The sequence below is a fragment of the Allosphingosinicella sp. genome (assembly GCF_036387215.1).
GTDB lineage: Bacteria > Pseudomonadota > Alphaproteobacteria > Sphingomonadales > Sphingomonadaceae > Allosphingosinicella.
This window is the reverse complement of the sequence record NZ_DASVUE010000148.1, coordinates 1-13,552: the sequence shown is the minus strand read 5'-3', so window position 1 is coordinate 13,552 and position 13,552 is coordinate 1. Positions and strand designations below refer to the sequence as shown.

Sequence of the window (13,552 nt, the reverse complement as noted above, 5' to 3'; positions counted from 1 at the left end):
GTCTGGACGATCTGGCGCGCGCGCGTGGCGATCGCCTCCGCCTGCGCCCGGGTCGAGCCCGGCGGAAGGAAGATTCGGACCTGGCTGAAATCGCGGTCCTGCGGCGGCATGAAGGTGAAGCTGAGGTTGCTGAAGAGGAGGCCGGTGAGGAGCAGCGAAACCAAGCCGCCGACGACCGAAGACCAGCGGTGCCGAAGCGTCCAGCGAAGCGCCCCCAGATACCAGCGCATGACGAAATTCTCGCCATGCGGCTCAGGCCCGTGCGACTTCAGGAGATAGGCAGCCATGAGCGGCGTGATGAGGCGCGCGACGAACAGGCTCATCAGCACCGCGACCACGACCGTGAACCCGAAATTCTTGAAGAACTGGCCGGAAATGCCCGGCATCAGGCCCACCGGAAGGAACACGGCGACGATCGACATGGTCGTTGCGAGCACCGCCAGCCCGATCTCGTCGGCCGCATCGATCGATGCCTGGTACGCGGATTTGCCCATGCGCATGTGCCGGACGATATTCTCGATCTCCACGATCGCGTCGTCGACCAGCACGCCCGCGACGAGGCTGAGCGCCAGCAGGCTGAGGAAGTTCAGGGTGAACCCCATCAGGTCGAGGAACCAGAAGGTCGGAATTGCGGAGAGGGGGATCGCAACCGCGGAGATGAGGGTCGCGCGCCAGTCGCGAAGGAACAGGAACACGACGATGACGGCGAGGAGAGCGCCTTCCCACAGCATCTCCATCGAGGATTCGTACTGGAGGATCGTCGAATCCACCTCGGTATAGATGCGGTTGAACTTGACCCGGCCGCCCGAATCCTTCTCGATCTTCCGAAGTTCCTTTTCGATCGCTTCGTAGGTGCTGACGTCGGAGGCGCCCTTGGCGCGGGAGACGCCGAAGCTCAGGATCTGCGTCCCGCCGAGCTTGCTGATCGAACGCTGCTCGCTGTTGCTGTCGAGCACCTGGGCGATGTCGCCGAGCTTGGCCGTACGCCCGCCCGGAAGCGCGATCTGCGTCTCCGCAAGCTCGGCAGCCGTGTCGGCGTTGCCGAGCACGCGCACCGCCTGCTCCGATCCCGCGATCTCGGCGCGGCCGCCGGCCGAATCCATGTTGATCTGCCGCAGCTGCTGGTTGACCTGCGCCGCGGTGATGCCCTGCGCCTGGATCGCGGACGGATTGAGGATAACGCGAATCTCGCGGTTGACGCCGCCATAGCGGTCGACGCTCGCCATTCCGGGGATCGCCAGCAGGCGCTTCGATACGTCGTTGTCTACGTACCAGGAGAGCTGCTCCAGCGTCATGTCGCTGGTTTCGACCGCGAAGATGGCGAGCTGGCTGCCGCCTTCGGCGCGCACCACCTGCGGCTCGAGGATTCCTTCCGGAAGGTCGCCGCGGATCTGCGAGATCGCATCGCGCACGTCGTTCGTCGCACGGTCGACGGGCGTACCGATCGCGAACTGGACGAAGGTGTTCGAGTTGCCTTCGCGTACGGAGCTGTTGATCTCCTCGACGCCATTGACGCCCCGGATCGCGGCCTCGACACGCTGCGTGACCTGGGTCTCGAGCTCCGTCGGAGCGGCGCCTGGCTGCGAGATGCTGACGTTGACGAACGGGAATTCGACGTCCGGGCTGTCGTTCACGTCCATCCGCATGAACGAGACGATGCCCGCGAGCAGAAGCGCAGCGAAGAGGACGAGCGGCGGGACCGGGTTCCGGATCGCCCAGGACGAAATGTTGCGGAAGTTCATGCGGAATTGTCCTTTACGACCGCGCCTCGGCCCGGCGAGGGGCGACCTTCTGCCCCGGATTGAGGAAGGCGCCTGCCGACAGGACCACCCGCTCGGTGCCGGAAAGCCCCGCGAGGATGGTCACGCCCGCGCTGCTGACGCTGCCGACCTTGATGTCGCGGCGCTCGACCTCGTTATTGCGGTTGACGACGTAGACGTAATTGCCCTGCTGGTCGCTGAGCACCGCGCTTTGCGGAAGCAGTGGGGCGTCGACGGCGCCGCTCGTCACGCGGGCTTCGGCGAAGCCGCCGGGCCGGAGCAGCGGGTTATAGGGAACTGCGATCCGTGCCTCGCCAAGGCGGGTCTGCGGGTCGATGACCGGCGAGACCTGCCACACACGGCCGGTGAACGCCTGATTGGAGCCGACGGGGATCACCTGGACCGGCAGGCCCACGCGCATCATCGCCAGATCCTGCTGCGAGAGCTGCGCCTTCAGCTCCATCTCGCCGCCGCGGGCGATGCGGAACAGCGCGCCGGAGCCGGCTCCGACCACCTGGCCGGGCTCGACATTGCGCTCGAGCACGAGGCCGGCCGCGGGTGCACGGATGTCGAGCCTGCCGATGCGCGCGCGCGATTCGCCGAGCTGCGCCTGGGCGACCCGGACGCGGGCATTGGCGGCATCGCGGGTGGCGGTCCGCCGCTCGACGTCGGCCTTGGAGACGAAGCCGCGCGAAACCAGCGCCTGCGCCCGCTCCAGTTCCTGCTGCGCAAGGCGGGCATCGGCCCGCGCCACCTCGATGCTTGCGGCGAGGCGCTGCGCTTCCTGAGTCTGCACCGAGCGGTCGATGGATGCGAGCGTCTGGCCTGCACCCACCCACTGGCCGGGCTGGACGAGGACCCGCGAGACCATCCCGCCTTCGCCGGGAACGCCGACGGGCATGTCGACCCGGGCTGCAAGGTTGCCGCTCGCGGAGACGATGCCGGCGACCTGCTGCCTGCCGGGCACCACCACCGTCACCGACGGGGCGGTCTGCCCGCGCTTGCCCTTGCCGGCTCCGGGCGGAGCCGCTGCCGGAGCGTCTTCGCCCTTGCCCGTCATTGCGATCACGGCCGCGATCACGACGAGAAGAGCGGCGATCACCGCGATGATGATGTTCCTGCGCCGGCGCCGGCTCGCGAGCACCTCCTCGCCAAGGATTTCGCCTTCGATTGCGTCGCGCCGCCAGCCTGCAGTTTCCAAGTTCATCGTCTTCACTCTATCCCCACACCCCAATGGGCGGCAGCGCCGCTATGGCTGTATTAGCCGAATAAATCACCGGCCTCAAGCGTCGTAATTGCCGGCTTTCCCCCACGCCCGCAGCCAGCGCATGTACACGGATCGGGAGCCTTTTGCCATTGCCGTCGTTGGATTTTCGACGGGCCGTGACGGGCCGTCGCGGCGCAAGATGATGGTCGAGGGGAAAAAAGGCAAATGCTTGGCACGTACGGTTTCTTCGGCTGGATCATCATCGGCGCTCTGGCCGGCCTCCTTGCCAAGGCGATCATGCCGGGGCGCGATCCGGGCGGATGCATCGTCACCATCCTCCTCGGCATCGGGGGCGCCCTTGTCGCCGGGTTCATCGGTAATGCGGTCGGCTGGTACAGCCAGGGCCAGGCAGGCGGCTTCATCGCCGCGACTTTGGGCGCGATCCTGATCCTGTTCGTCTACCGGCTGCTGATGCGGCGGCGCTGACGCTTTCCTTTCGGTTCAGCAACGATGCAGGCGGAGCGGCGTTAGAGGCTCCGGCGCCCGCGAAAGGGCGCGCCGTTCAGGAGCTTTCAAATGATTCGCAGTCTTAGCCTCGCCTCCGCGCTCGCGCTGGCGGCGGTCCCGTTCAGCATTGCCTCGGCACAGGATCCGGCGGTGCAGTCGATCGCCGGCACCAGGCTCGACGTCGTCGCCACCGGCGAAGTCGTGCGCGTGCCCGACATCGCCCGCATCAACGCCGGTGTCGTGACCGTCGCCCCCACCGCGACTGCCGCGATCGAGCAGAATGCGGTGCGGATGGCTTCGGTGCGGACGGCGCTTCGGCGGGCGGGGATCGCGGACCGTGACATCCAGACCAGCTCGATCAGCCTCAATCCCGAATATCGCTATCTCGAGAACCAGCCGCCGGCCCTGACCGGCTACCGCGCCGGCAACGAAGTGTCGGTGCGATTCCGCGACATCAAGAATACCGGCCGGATCCTCGACGCGCTGGTCGCGCAGGGAGCGAACCAGATCAACGGGCCGACGCTGACGCTGGAAAAGCCGGAAGCGGCGCTCGACGAGGCGCGCCTTGCAGCCCTGCAAACCGCCCGCAGCCGCGCCGAAACCTATGCCAAGGCGATGGGCAAGCGCGTGCGGCGCATCCTGTCGGTAAGCGAGGCCGGAGCCAATTATGTGCCGGTTCCGCGGCCGATGATGCGGGAGGCGATCCAGGTTACGGGGTCGGCTGCGAGCGACATTTCGCCGGGCGAACAGACCGTCTCGATCAGCCTCACCGTCAGCTTCGAGCTCGACTGACAAGAAAAGGGCCGCCACGCGGAAGCGGGCGGCCCTCTTTCCGAAGCTCTTCGCTGCTTACCGGACGCGGCCGCGGCGGAAGAGGTTGACGATCGCGAGCAGGATGATCGCGCCGAGGAACGAGACCAGCAGCGACATGATGTCGAAATTGCCGCTCGTGATCGGGGCGCCGCCGATCAGCGGGCTCAGCAGCAGGCCGCCGAGGATCGCGCCGACGATGCCGACGACGATATTGAGAAGAATGCCCTGTTGAGCGTCAGTGCGCATCACGATGCTGGCGAGCCAGCCGAGAATGCCGCCAATGATGATGATCAGGATCCAAGTCATAACTACCCTCCTGTTATTCACATACCCGACTGGCCGAAGCAGTTTCGGCACCGGTCCGAACTCTAGACGCGTAACGCGGAGGGTGGTTCCTGAATTGCGGTGAACCGATGGGGCACGAATAAGCCCGGCCGGAGCATGTCCGGCCGGGTTCGGCATGTTATCAGCTACTTACGCTGTTAAGAGCAGCGCTCTGCCAGCCTAGAATTTTTGCTGGCGCTCGTAGAGCGACTTGTAATGCTGGATACGGGTGACCCGAAGCCCCGGCATCCCGGATCGATCCACCGCGCGCTGCCAGGTGGCGAATTCCTCGAGCGTGAGGCCGTAGCGCTCGCACGCCTCGTCGACGCTCAGAAGACCTCCATTCACGGCCGATACGACCTCCGCCTTTCGGCGCACGACCCAGCGGGTGGTGCCGGGGGGCGGCAGCGAATCCAGGGTCAGCGGCTCGCCGAGCGGGCCGATCACCTGTGCCGGACGTATCTTCTGGTTCTCGATCATTCCTACCTCAAATGCTCCCGGCCCGGCTGCGGGCCACCCCCCTTGTTCGTTCCCACCTAGCCGAGGCCCGTTGAAGGAAGCCTAAAATGCGATGGTGAATTTCCCGGTCATTTGCGTTAACCGCACCCCCTGAGCGCCGCCGCCTGCGCTGGATTGAAGCAGCCGCCCTGGGCGATCAGCGCCTCGCGCCAGCCTGCCCCCCCGCACAAAAGCTCGACCAGCGCATCCTGCCGCGGAGCGGCCGCGCCTTCGCCGCCGAGCCCCCGGACGGCGCGCGCGGCGGCGCTTGCCGACTGCATCGCCTCCAGCGTCGCAACCAGCACGCCATAATCGAGGCGCGCCGGCGCCCCGGTGGCGAACCGCATCTGGGGACGTCTGAAAAAGCTCAAATCCATTGCCGCCCCGTCTACAGAACAAGGCTGAAGACGAGGTAAAAGGCCTGTTAGGGTGGGCGAAACCCCTCGGGATCGCTATGTGCGCGCCCATGGACGCGGACTTTCAGCTCGATAAGCCACTCAGCGAGGCGAGGATCGTCGTCGCCATGTCGGGCGGCGTCGACAGCTCGGTCGTCGCAGCCCTCGCCGCCCGCACGGGCGCTGAGGTGATCGGGGTGACTCTCCAGCTCTACGATCACGGCGCCGCCGTCCAGCGGACCGGAAGCTGCTGCGCGGGCCAGGACATTTACGACGCCCGCACCGTCGCCGACCGGCTCGGCATCGCGCATTATGTGTTCGACTATGAAAGCCGCTTCCGGGACAGCGTGATCGACCGCTTCGCCGAGGAATATGCGCGCGGGCGCACCCCCATCCCCTGCGTCTCGTGCAACCAGAGCGTGAAGTTCACCGATCTCCTCAGCCTCGCCCGGGAGCTTGGCGCCGACTGCCTCGCCACCGGCCATTACGTCCGCCGAGCGATCGGACCGACCGGCGCGGAGCTGCACCGGGCGCTCGATCCAGCGCGGGACCAGAGTTATTTCCTGTTCGCCACCACGCGCGAGCAGCTGGACTTCCTCCGCTTCCCGCTCGGCCACATGCCGAAGCAGGCGGTGCGCGAGATCGCCCGCGAGCTGCAGCTTGCGGTGGCGGACAAGCCCGACAGCCAGGACATCTGCTTCGTCCCCGACGGCGACTATGCCTCGGTGGTCGAGAAGGTGCGCCCCGAAGCCGCGCAGCCGGGGGAGATCGTCGACCTTGAAGGGCGGGTGCTCGGAAAGCATCGCGGCCTCATCCACTTCACCGTAGGCCAGCGCCGCGGCCTCGAGATCGGCGGGCAGTCCGAGCCGCTCTACGTGGTCCGCCTCGATCCGGAGGAGAAGCGGGTGGTGGCAGGGCCGAAGCGGGCGCTTGCCGTCCGCGCCGCCTCCCTCGACAGCATCAACTGGCTTGGCGAAGAGCAGCGCATCGGCCTCAGCGCCAAGGTTCGCTCGATGGCCCGGCCGGCTGCCGTCCGGTTCGACGGCGCCGACATTCACTTCGAGCAGCCCGAATTCGGCGTGGCCCCGGGGCAGGCGGCGGTGATCTACGAGGGGGACCGCGTGCTCGGCGGCGGCTGGATCCGGGAGACGGTGGCGGCGGAGCTTATCGCCGCCTGAGCCGCGCCAGCAGGTAGAGCACCGTACCCGCAGCAATGAGCGCTGCAAGCGTCGCCCACGACGCCCATTCCGATTGGACGGCCGCCCACACGCACACCGCAACCCCCGCCGCGACCATCAAGTAGATGAGCGGCCGGTTCGCCCCCTCCCCCGCGACACGCGGAAGGGCGGCGATGCTGATCGAATAGACCACCATCCGCGCCAGAGTGCTGACGACGGCGAGCCAAACGAAGCTTCCGGTCACCGCGAGCAGAAGCACCATCAGCCCCATGAACAGCACCGAATTGGCGGGCGTATGGTATTTCTCGCTGACCCGCCCGAACCAGCCCGGCAGCAGCCCGTCCCGCGCCAGCGCAAAGGTGGTGCGCGGCGTCGCGGTGAGGCCGCCGTGGATGTTGCCGAGCAGCGAAAAGACCGCGGCGGCGGTCAGGATCAGTCCGCCGGTCGGCCCCAGCAGCGCCTGCCCGAACGAGACGAGCGGCGCATCGCCGCCCTGGCCGGGCTCCATCACCGCCACGTAGGAGAGCTGCACCAGGAAATAGAGCGCCGCAGTCGCGACGATGGTGGTGATCAGGGCGCGCGGGATGGTGCGTTGCGCATCGGCGGTCTCACCGGCGGGCACGACGCTGTTCTCGAAGCCGACGAAGGCATAGAGGACGAGCAGCGCCGCCACCTCCACCTCCGAGAGGGGCGGCGCTGACGAAGCCTCGATCGATCCGCCGGCGACGATCAGCCCCATGACCGCAAGGGCGATGAGCGGCGCGGCCTTCAGGAGAGTAAGCGCATCGAGCGCCCGCACGGCACGCTTCACACCGACGATGTTGATGAAGGTGAGGAGCCCGCAAGCCGCGAACATCCCCAGTATCCGCATCAGGCCGGCTTCAAGCGGGCCCCAGAGCGTGGCGAGATAGGTGATCAGGACGTTCGTATTGGCGGCAAGCGCCGTCACCCGCGCGACATAATAGATCCAGCCTGCCTGGAAGGAGACGGCCGGCCCGAATGTCGCAGCATAGACGACGGGTCCCCCCGACACTGGAAACCGGCTCGCTACCCGAGCGAATGGAAGCGCCACCACCAGCACCAGCAGGCCGAAGATCGGGAACAGGAACGGGCTGAACGCACCGAACTGCGTGTAGAGCTTCTCGGGGAGCGCGAAGATGCCGGCGCCGACGACGCCGTTGAAGGCGAGGAAGGCCGAGCCGAAGAAGCCGATGTCCCGGCGCAGGAGCTCGTCGTCGCGTCTCTCGGTCAATCGCCCCTCCCGCCTGGTCCCCTTTCATGTCGCGCGGCGGCGCGCGCGGCAAGTTTGTTTGGAGGCGGGCTTGCCCGGACCCCGTCCAGGGGCGCAAAATGAAGGAAAGGAGATCATTCGATGCGCATCTTCCCGATTTTGCTCGTCCTTGCCGGATGCGCGGCGCCGGGCCCGCAGGGGCCCTCCAGAGACCAGGAGGCGCTGGGCCGCGAGCTTGCGGGCCGCGAGGCCGGCGCTCCGCATAACTGCGTCCCCGCCGACAGCGGCGCTTCAGGGCTGACGGTCGTCGATCCGAGAACCCTCACCTACGAGCGCGGCAGGACATTGTGGGTGAACCGCCTTGAGGCGGAATGTCCCGGACTTCGCCCGCTCGACACGCTGGTGCTCGAAGTGCAGGGCAGCCAATATTGCCGCAGCGACCGCTTCCGGACGATCTTGGCGGGTTCGACCATCCCCGGCCCCACCTGCCTTCTCGGCAGCTTCACTCCCTATCGCCGCCGCTGAGCAAGCCTTGACGCCCCTAAGCGCCGGGATCCTCCTTTACCGCCGACGCCCGCACCTGGAAGTGCTGCTGGTCCACCCCGGCGGGCCTTTCTGGCGCGGCAAGGACGCCGGCGCCTGGATGATCCCGAAAGGCGGAGTGGAAGAAGGCGAGGACAGCGCCGCCGCCGCTCTCCGCGAATTCGAGGAGGAGCTCGGCACCCGCCCCTCCGGAGAGCTCCGCCCGCTGCCCCGCATCAGGCAGAAGGGCGGCAAGTACGTGGATGCTTTCGCCCTCGAAGGCGATCTCGAGGTGAGCGCCATCGTCAGCAATCACTTCAACCTCGAATATCCGCCGAGGAGCGGCGAATACCGCTCCTTCCCCGAAGTCGATGCCGCCGCGTGGTTCACGCTGGACCAAGCCCGCTCCAAGATCCTCCCGAGCCAGCTGCCGATCCTCGACGGGCTTATCGAGGCAGTGGGCGCAACCTAGACGCACCCGTTGGGGCCGAAGCTTTGCGCCATTCCGGAGTCCGGAACGGAGAAGTCTCCTGTGGGAAACCTCCGTGATTCGGGAGCTTATTGCGCCTTTCTGCGGGGGCAGCAGCGATGGACTTTCTCAACTATCTGTTTTCGGCTGCGGCCTGGTGGATCTGGACCCTCTTGGCGCTGGCGGCGGTGGCGATGATCTATTCGGCGCGCCACAGCAGCTTCGCGGTGACGGAGCTCTTCTATACCTTCCCGCTCATCGGAAGGCTGAGTCGTTTCTCGAACGACTATTCCAACTCGACGCAGGACGCGGAGTGGCTGAACGTCGAGAACACGCTCTGCCGCGACTATGCCAAACATTGCACCTCACTTTCGCCGGAGGAGTTCGATAACAATATCGAATATCTGAAGCGGACATACGATCACGGCCGCCGCGAGATACCGGTCTGGGTGATGGGTCTGCTCGCGCTCCTCATCGCTCTTGAAGGGTTGGGCTTCTCCTATCTGCTGGGCGGCTTCATGGCCATGGAGGGCTCGGAAAATACGAGACAGCTGCTGATGGTGGGGATCGTGCTCGTGCTTGCGACGATCCTCGTCTGGGTGACGCATCATGCCGGGCATCAGTGGTTCCGGACGAGCCTTCTTCGCTACTGCTTCCGCGAGTATCAGAAAAACAAGGATCCCTGTTTCACCTCCCGAGTGGTCAGCCTCGATGAGGCGCAGACGATCGACGACGCGGATCCTCCGCACGTCCGCTGCGCGAACCGCGTCGTGAGCAAACCGGGCGACGTGGGCAATCATGCCTGGGCATGGATTGCCGGCGTTTTGATCCTGAGCATTGCGATCGGATCCACGGTGCTGCGCCTTGAGACACTCCACACTGCGCAGATCGAGGAGGCGCAGCTTGCCGCGGCGCCCAGCGGCCCTGACGTCTCGGGACTTTCGCCGGAGCTGCAGGCGGCGGTCGCGGCGCCTGCACCGGCAACCCCCGCAGCCGACCCCGCCGCTGCATCCAAGGAAAATGCGGCGCTTGCTGGCTTCATCATGCTCGCGATCATCTTTGTGGTCACCCAGCTGGTCGGAGTGGGAGTGGGACTGCGGTACGGCTTTGCCGGCAAGCAAAGCCGGCAGGCATCGCGCGCCACCAGGGGGCAGCCGGACTACGGCTCCTACTTCGAGCCGATCGAACGCAGGATGATGATTGCCAACGCTCGGCTCTTGAAGCTCCATCAGCTTCTTGAGAAGCACTCTCCCACGCCCATCGACTTCAAGAAGAACTTCTACACCTTCATCGCGGAAGAGCAGAAGAAGGGGGCGACCAACCTCCACCTGCCGGAGGAGCGGCTACGCAGCTCGCCAGTCCGGCGCGCCAGTCGTGGGAACGGGCACGATACCGGGAGAGCGCTCGGGTACGAGCATCCTTCGGGCGTGAACGGAAGTTCGCCCGACGCTCTGCCTCCTCCCGGGGAGGCAAGGGCATGATCGCTCACCTGCTTCGGCTCGCACTGTTGGCCGCGACACTGGCCGGCGCATCCGGCGCATCCGGACAGAATCTCGTTCCGAGCTGCTACGGGCGCTATCCAATCGGCGTTGCACCCGCGCCGTCGGCACGGGACGTCTTTATCCTTATCGATGAAACGACTGCCCTCGATCCGGCGCTGACGCAGAATCTAAGAGCGAACGTGGTGAAGCTGATTGGCCCGGGGACAAGGTTCGCGATCGCCCGCTTCTCAGCATTCAGAAGGGGCCATTTTGCGGAAATAGTCGCAGCGGGATCGGTGGAGCCGGCGGTGCCGGCTCAGCTACGAAACTCGATCTCTGTGCCCAAATTGCGGCAGATCGACAAATGCCTTCACGATCAGCCGCTGCTCGCCTCCCGAATTGCGCTCGCAGGGGTCGCCGCCGCCCAGAAGGTCAGTGCCGCCACCTTCTCCCAGAGCGAAATCATGTCGAGCCTGAAGCAATTGTCGGGTCCGATCGCCGCTTCCCGCGCGCGGGACAAAGTGGTGATCATAGCGTCCGACATGTTGGAGCATTCCAGCGCCACGAGCTTCTACGCGAAGAAGGGCCTTCGGCAAATCGACCCGGCGGCGGAGTTGAAGAAGGCGGCGAAGAACCAGCTGTTCGGCAACTTCGGCGGCGCCCGTCTCTATGTCATCGGGGCGGGTATTCTCCCGCCAGAAGCCCCGGACGTCAGCCGGACAATTCCTGCGTTGAACGCTCTCGAACGGTTCTGGACCTTGTGGGCGCGCCAGTCTGGAGCGGCGATGGCGGGATTCGGGCGGCCGAGCCTGCTGTCGCCGATCCGCTAGAGCCGCAGGCTGCCCTCGATCACGGTGACGCACCTGCCGCCGAGGATGGCACGGTCGCCGAGGAGGCGGCATCCGACGCGGCCGCCGCGCCGGCTTGCCTGCCAGGCGGTGAAGCTGTCGCGGCCGAGCCGTTCGCACCAGAAGGCCGCAAGCGCAGCGTGGGCGGAGCCGGTGACCGGATCCTCGTCCACGCCCCAGGCGGGTACGAACACGCGGCTCGCAACGTCATGCCCGCCTTCGCCGGAAGCCGTGACGATGGCCATCAGGTCGATGTCGCGAAGAGCGCGCATGTCGGGCGCGCAGCCGCGCACCGCCGCTTCGTCTTTCAGCAGGATGATCGCCGTGGCCTCAGCGCCGGCATAGGAAATGAACACCTCCGCCTCCGGCGTCCCAAGTGCCTCCAGAAGGCCGGGATGCCGCCCCGGCTTCACCAGCGTCACCGGCAGGTCCAGCGTCAGCGCATCCCCGTCGCGGCCGACGATCAGCACGCCCGCCTTGCGGGTGCGGAAGCGGACAATGTCGCCCTCGATCAGCACATGGCCGCTGGCAAGCGTCGCATGGCCGCAGAGCGCAACCTCGGTGGTGGGAGTGAACCAGCGCAGCTCGTAATCCGCGTCCCCGCTCGCGGGCACGGTGAAGGCGGTCTCGCTGAGATTGTTCTCCTCCGCGATCGCCTGCATCACCTCGTCCGGAAGCCATTCGTCGAGCGGGATCACGGCAGCCGGATTGCCGGTGAAGGGGCGGTCGGCGAAGGCATCGACCTGGACGAAGCGAAGTGGGGTCATGGGCGCTTTCCAAACCAGCTGGGGGTGACGTCCGCCTCGACGAGCGGGTTGTCCGGATGATCGACATGGCCTTCGGGGTCGAGGTGGATGAGGATCTCCACGCCTGGGAACGCCTCGGCGATCCGCGCCTCGACCGCGTCCATTACCTCATGCGCCTCGGCGACGGTCATGTCCGGCGCGACATACATGTGGAACTGGGCGAAGTCCCGGGAGCCGCTGCGGCGGGTGCGGAAATCGTGGATGCCTCGAAGGGCGGGATGCTGGGCGGCAACGGCAAGGAAGCGCTGCCGCTTCTCCTCCGGCCATTCCTTGTCCATCAGCTGGTCGATCGCCTGGTTCGAGGCCTTGAACGCGCCCCAGGCGAGCCAGAGCGCGATCGCGATCCCGAACAGCGGATCCGCGCCCGTAAACCCGAGATACTGGTCGATGACGAGCGCGGCGATGACCGACAGGTTGAGCAGCAGATCGCTTTGGTAGTGGACGTTGTCGGCACGGATCGCCACCGAGCCCGTCCGGCGGATGACGCTTCGCTGATAGAGGAGCAGCCCGATCGTGACGGCAATCGCCACCAGCGACACGGCGATGCCGAATTCGGCCGCCTTGGTAGGGCTGTCATCGGCCAGCCGGTGGCCGGCCTGCCAGGCGATCCCGGCGGCGGAGGCGGTGATGAGGGCGACCTGGAACAATGCCGCAAGCGCCTCGGCCTTGCCGTGGCCGAAGCGGTGGTCGTGGTCGGCCGGAGTTGCTGCGACGCGCACTCCGTAGAGCGTGACCAGCGATGCCAGAAGATCGAGTGCGGAATCGGCGAGCGATCCGAGCATCGCCACCGAACCGGTCGTCCAGGCGGCGACGGCCTTGAGCAGCAGCAGGAAGAGCGCCGTGACGGAGCTGGCGATCGCGGCCGAAGCAGTGAGCCGCGCATGATCGCGCACCGCGCTCACGGGAAAAGCAGCCCCTCGATCCAACCGCCATCGCGGCGCGTGAACAGCCGGCGCTCGTGCAGCCGGTGCGCGCGGTCCGTCCAGAATTCGATCCGCTCCGGAACCACCCGGTAGCCCGACCAGCGCGGCGGCCGCGGCACGTCTTGCCCCTCGAAACGCGTGCGCATTTCCTCGTAGCGGCTCTCGAACGTCTCCCGGCGGTCGAGCGGCCGCGACTGGTCGGACGCCCAGGCGCCGAGCTGCGAATCCCTCGACCGCGTGGCGAAATAGGCGTCCGCCTCATCGGCCGCGACCGGCTCGACGGCGCCTTCGACCCGCACCTGGCGCCTCAGCGACTTCCAGTGGAAGAGCAAGGCGGCATTGGGGTTCGCCTCGAGTTCGCCGCCCTTGCGGCTGTCCTGGTTGGTGTAGAAGACGAACCCGCGCTGGTCGTGCCCCTTCAGGAGCACCATCCGGACCGAAGGGCGTCCCGCGGCATCGGCGGTCGCCAGCGCCATCGCGTTCGCATCGTTCGGCTCGGCTTCGCGCGCGAGCGCGAACCAATCCTCGAACAGCCGGTGCGGGTCGGTCGCCATCGGCGCCTCTTGCCGCCCCGGCGGGAGTCGCACAAG

At 66.6% G+C, this 13,552-nt stretch carries 16 protein-coding genes; 7 read left to right on the top strand and 9 right to left on the bottom strand.

The annotated features are described in order from the left end of the window. Both VF662_RS06005 and VF662_RS06000 read right to left on the bottom strand, forming a co-directional pair. Positions 1-1,742 (bottom strand): efflux RND transporter permease subunit (locus VF662_RS06005; protein ID WP_464138888.1); only part of this gene is annotated, 1,742 nt, incomplete at its 3' end. A 13-nt stretch (positions 1,743-1,755) separates the two neighbouring features. After that, positions 1,756-2,967, bottom strand: coding sequence for an efflux RND transporter periplasmic adaptor subunit (locus VF662_RS06000; protein WP_464138887.1), 1,212 nt, complete (start codon positions 2,965-2,967; stop codon positions 1,756-1,758). Between the two features lie 225 nt (positions 2,968-3,192). Here VF662_RS06000 and VF662_RS05995 point away from each other — a divergent pair, with 225 nt between their 5' ends. Then, entirely contained in the window at positions 3,193-3,453 is a 261-nt protein-coding gene (locus VF662_RS05995; protein ID WP_464138886.1) for a GlsB/YeaQ/YmgE family stress response membrane protein, read from the top strand. A 90-nt stretch (positions 3,454-3,543) separates the two neighbouring features. Beyond that, on the top strand, positions 3,544-4,266 hold the full coding sequence (locus tag VF662_RS05990; protein WP_464138885.1) for an SIMPL domain-containing protein: 723 nt from the start codon (positions 3,544-3,546) through the stop codon (positions 4,264-4,266). 57 nt (positions 4,267-4,323) lie between these two features. Here the strand turns inward: VF662_RS05990 and VF662_RS05985 are convergent, their stop codons facing one another. The 3 genes from VF662_RS05985 to VF662_RS05975 form a co-directional block, all read right to left on the bottom strand. After that, the gene (locus tag VF662_RS05985; RefSeq protein WP_464138884.1) at positions 4,324-4,593 is read right to left on the bottom strand and encodes a GlsB/YeaQ/YmgE family stress response membrane protein; all 270 of its coding nucleotides are present in this window, start codon (positions 4,591-4,593) and stop codon (positions 4,324-4,326) included. 198 nt (positions 4,594-4,791) lie between these two features. Continuing rightward, entirely contained in the window at positions 4,792-5,091 is a 300-nt protein-coding gene (gene sciP, locus VF662_RS05980) for a CtrA inhibitor SciP (RefSeq protein WP_464138883.1), read from the bottom strand. A gap of 116 nt (positions 5,092-5,207) precedes the next feature. Then, a complete protein-coding gene (locus VF662_RS05975; RefSeq protein WP_464138882.1) occupies positions 5,208-5,486 on the bottom strand; it encodes a hypothetical protein in 279 nt (92 codons plus the stop codon). Between the two features lie 89 nt (positions 5,487-5,575). On the opposite strand from VF662_RS05975, the gene mnmA reads away from it, so the two are divergent. Further along, positions 5,576-6,682 carry a tRNA 2-thiouridine(34) synthase MnmA gene (gene mnmA / locus VF662_RS05970; protein ID WP_464138881.1) on the top strand — a complete coding sequence of 369 codons (1,107 nt, stop codon included), beginning with the start codon at positions 5,576-5,578 and terminating at the stop codon, positions 6,680-6,682. On the opposite strand, the gene VF662_RS05965 is transcribed toward mnmA, so the two are convergent. After that, on the bottom strand, positions 6,669-7,934 hold the full coding sequence (locus tag VF662_RS05965; RefSeq protein WP_464138880.1) for an APC family permease: 1,266 nt from the start codon (positions 7,932-7,934) through the stop codon (positions 6,669-6,671). The genes mnmA and VF662_RS05965 overlap by 14 nt on opposite strands. A 120-nt stretch (positions 7,935-8,054) precedes the next feature. Here VF662_RS05965 and VF662_RS05960 point away from each other — a divergent pair, with 120 nt between their 5' ends. The 4 genes from VF662_RS05960 (at position 8,055) to VF662_RS05945 (ending at position 11,215) form a co-directional block, all read left to right on the top strand. Continuing rightward, positions 8,055-8,438, top strand: a complete 384-nt coding sequence (locus VF662_RS05960) for a hypothetical protein (protein WP_464138879.1) — start codon at positions 8,055-8,057, stop codon at positions 8,436-8,438. 7 nt (positions 8,439-8,445) lie between these two features. Further along, the gene (locus tag VF662_RS05955) at positions 8,446-8,907 is read left to right on the top strand and encodes an NUDIX hydrolase (RefSeq protein WP_464138878.1); all 462 of its coding nucleotides are present in this window, start codon (positions 8,446-8,448) and stop codon (positions 8,905-8,907) included. Positions 8,908-9,023: 116 nt separating this feature from the next. Continuing rightward, positions 9,024-10,385, top strand: coding sequence for a hypothetical protein (locus VF662_RS05950; RefSeq protein WP_464138877.1), 1,362 nt, complete (start codon positions 9,024-9,026; stop codon positions 10,383-10,385). Next, complete coding sequence (locus VF662_RS05945; RefSeq protein WP_464138876.1) at positions 10,382-11,215, top strand: hypothetical protein; 834 nt, start codon at positions 10,382-10,384, stop codon at positions 11,213-11,215. The genes VF662_RS05950 and VF662_RS05945 overlap by 4 nt, the downstream gene beginning before the upstream one ends. Here VF662_RS05945 and VF662_RS05940 read toward each other — a convergent pair. The 3 genes from VF662_RS05940 to pdxH are packed head-to-tail and all read right to left on the bottom strand — an operon-like array spanning position 11,212 to position 13,516. Continuing rightward, positions 11,212-12,000, bottom strand: coding sequence for a PhzF family phenazine biosynthesis protein (locus VF662_RS05940; protein ID WP_464138875.1), 789 nt, complete (start codon positions 11,998-12,000; stop codon positions 11,212-11,214). The genes VF662_RS05945 and VF662_RS05940 overlap by 4 nt on opposite strands. Then, positions 11,997-12,932, bottom strand: coding sequence for a cation diffusion facilitator family transporter (locus VF662_RS05935; RefSeq protein ID WP_464138889.1), 936 nt, complete (start codon positions 12,930-12,932; stop codon positions 11,997-11,999). The genes VF662_RS05940 and VF662_RS05935 overlap by 4 nt, the downstream gene beginning before the upstream one ends. Positions 12,933-12,937: 5 nt before the next feature. Then, positions 12,938-13,516, bottom strand: coding sequence for a pyridoxamine 5'-phosphate oxidase (gene pdxH / locus VF662_RS05930; RefSeq protein WP_464138874.1), 579 nt, complete (start codon positions 13,514-13,516; stop codon positions 12,938-12,940). Between the last annotated feature and the right edge of the window lie 36 nt (positions 13,517-13,552).

Coding starts and splice junctions, on each gene's coding strand:
- mnmA (WP_464138881.1), top strand. CDS start 5,576: ATGGACGCGGACTTTCAGCTCGATAAGCCACTCAGCGAGGCGAGGATC.
- VF662_RS05990 (WP_464138885.1), top strand. CDS start 3,544: ATGATTCGCAGTCTTAGCCTCGCCTCCGCGCTCGCGCTGGCGGCGGTC.
- VF662_RS05975 (WP_464138882.1), bottom strand. CDS start 5,486: ATGGATTTGAGCTTTTTCAGACGTCCCCAGATGCGGTTCGCCACCGGG.
- VF662_RS05995 (WP_464138886.1), top strand. CDS start 3,193: ATGCTTGGCACGTACGGTTTCTTCGGCTGGATCATCATCGGCGCTCTG.
- VF662_RS05940 (WP_464138875.1), bottom strand. CDS start 12,000: ATGACCCCACTTCGCTTCGTCCAGGTCGATGCCTTCGCCGACCGCCCC.
- VF662_RS05960 (WP_464138879.1), top strand. CDS start 8,055: ATGCGCATCTTCCCGATTTTGCTCGTCCTTGCCGGATGCGCGGCGCCG.
- VF662_RS05985 (WP_464138884.1), bottom strand. CDS start 4,593: ATGACTTGGATCCTGATCATCATCATTGGCGGCATTCTCGGCTGGCTC.
- VF662_RS05945 (WP_464138876.1), top strand. CDS start 10,382: ATGATCGCTCACCTGCTTCGGCTCGCACTGTTGGCCGCGACACTGGCC.
- pdxH (WP_464138874.1), bottom strand. CDS start 13,516: ATGGCGACCGACCCGCACCGGCTGTTCGAGGATTGGTTCGCGCTCGCG.
- VF662_RS05950 (WP_464138877.1), top strand. CDS start 9,024: ATGGACTTTCTCAACTATCTGTTTTCGGCTGCGGCCTGGTGGATCTGG.
- VF662_RS06000 (WP_464138887.1), bottom strand. CDS start 2,967: ATGAACTTGGAAACTGCAGGCTGGCGGCGCGACGCAATCGAAGGCGAA.
- sciP (WP_464138883.1), bottom strand. CDS start 5,091: ATGATCGAGAACCAGAAGATACGTCCGGCACAGGTGATCGGCCCGCTC.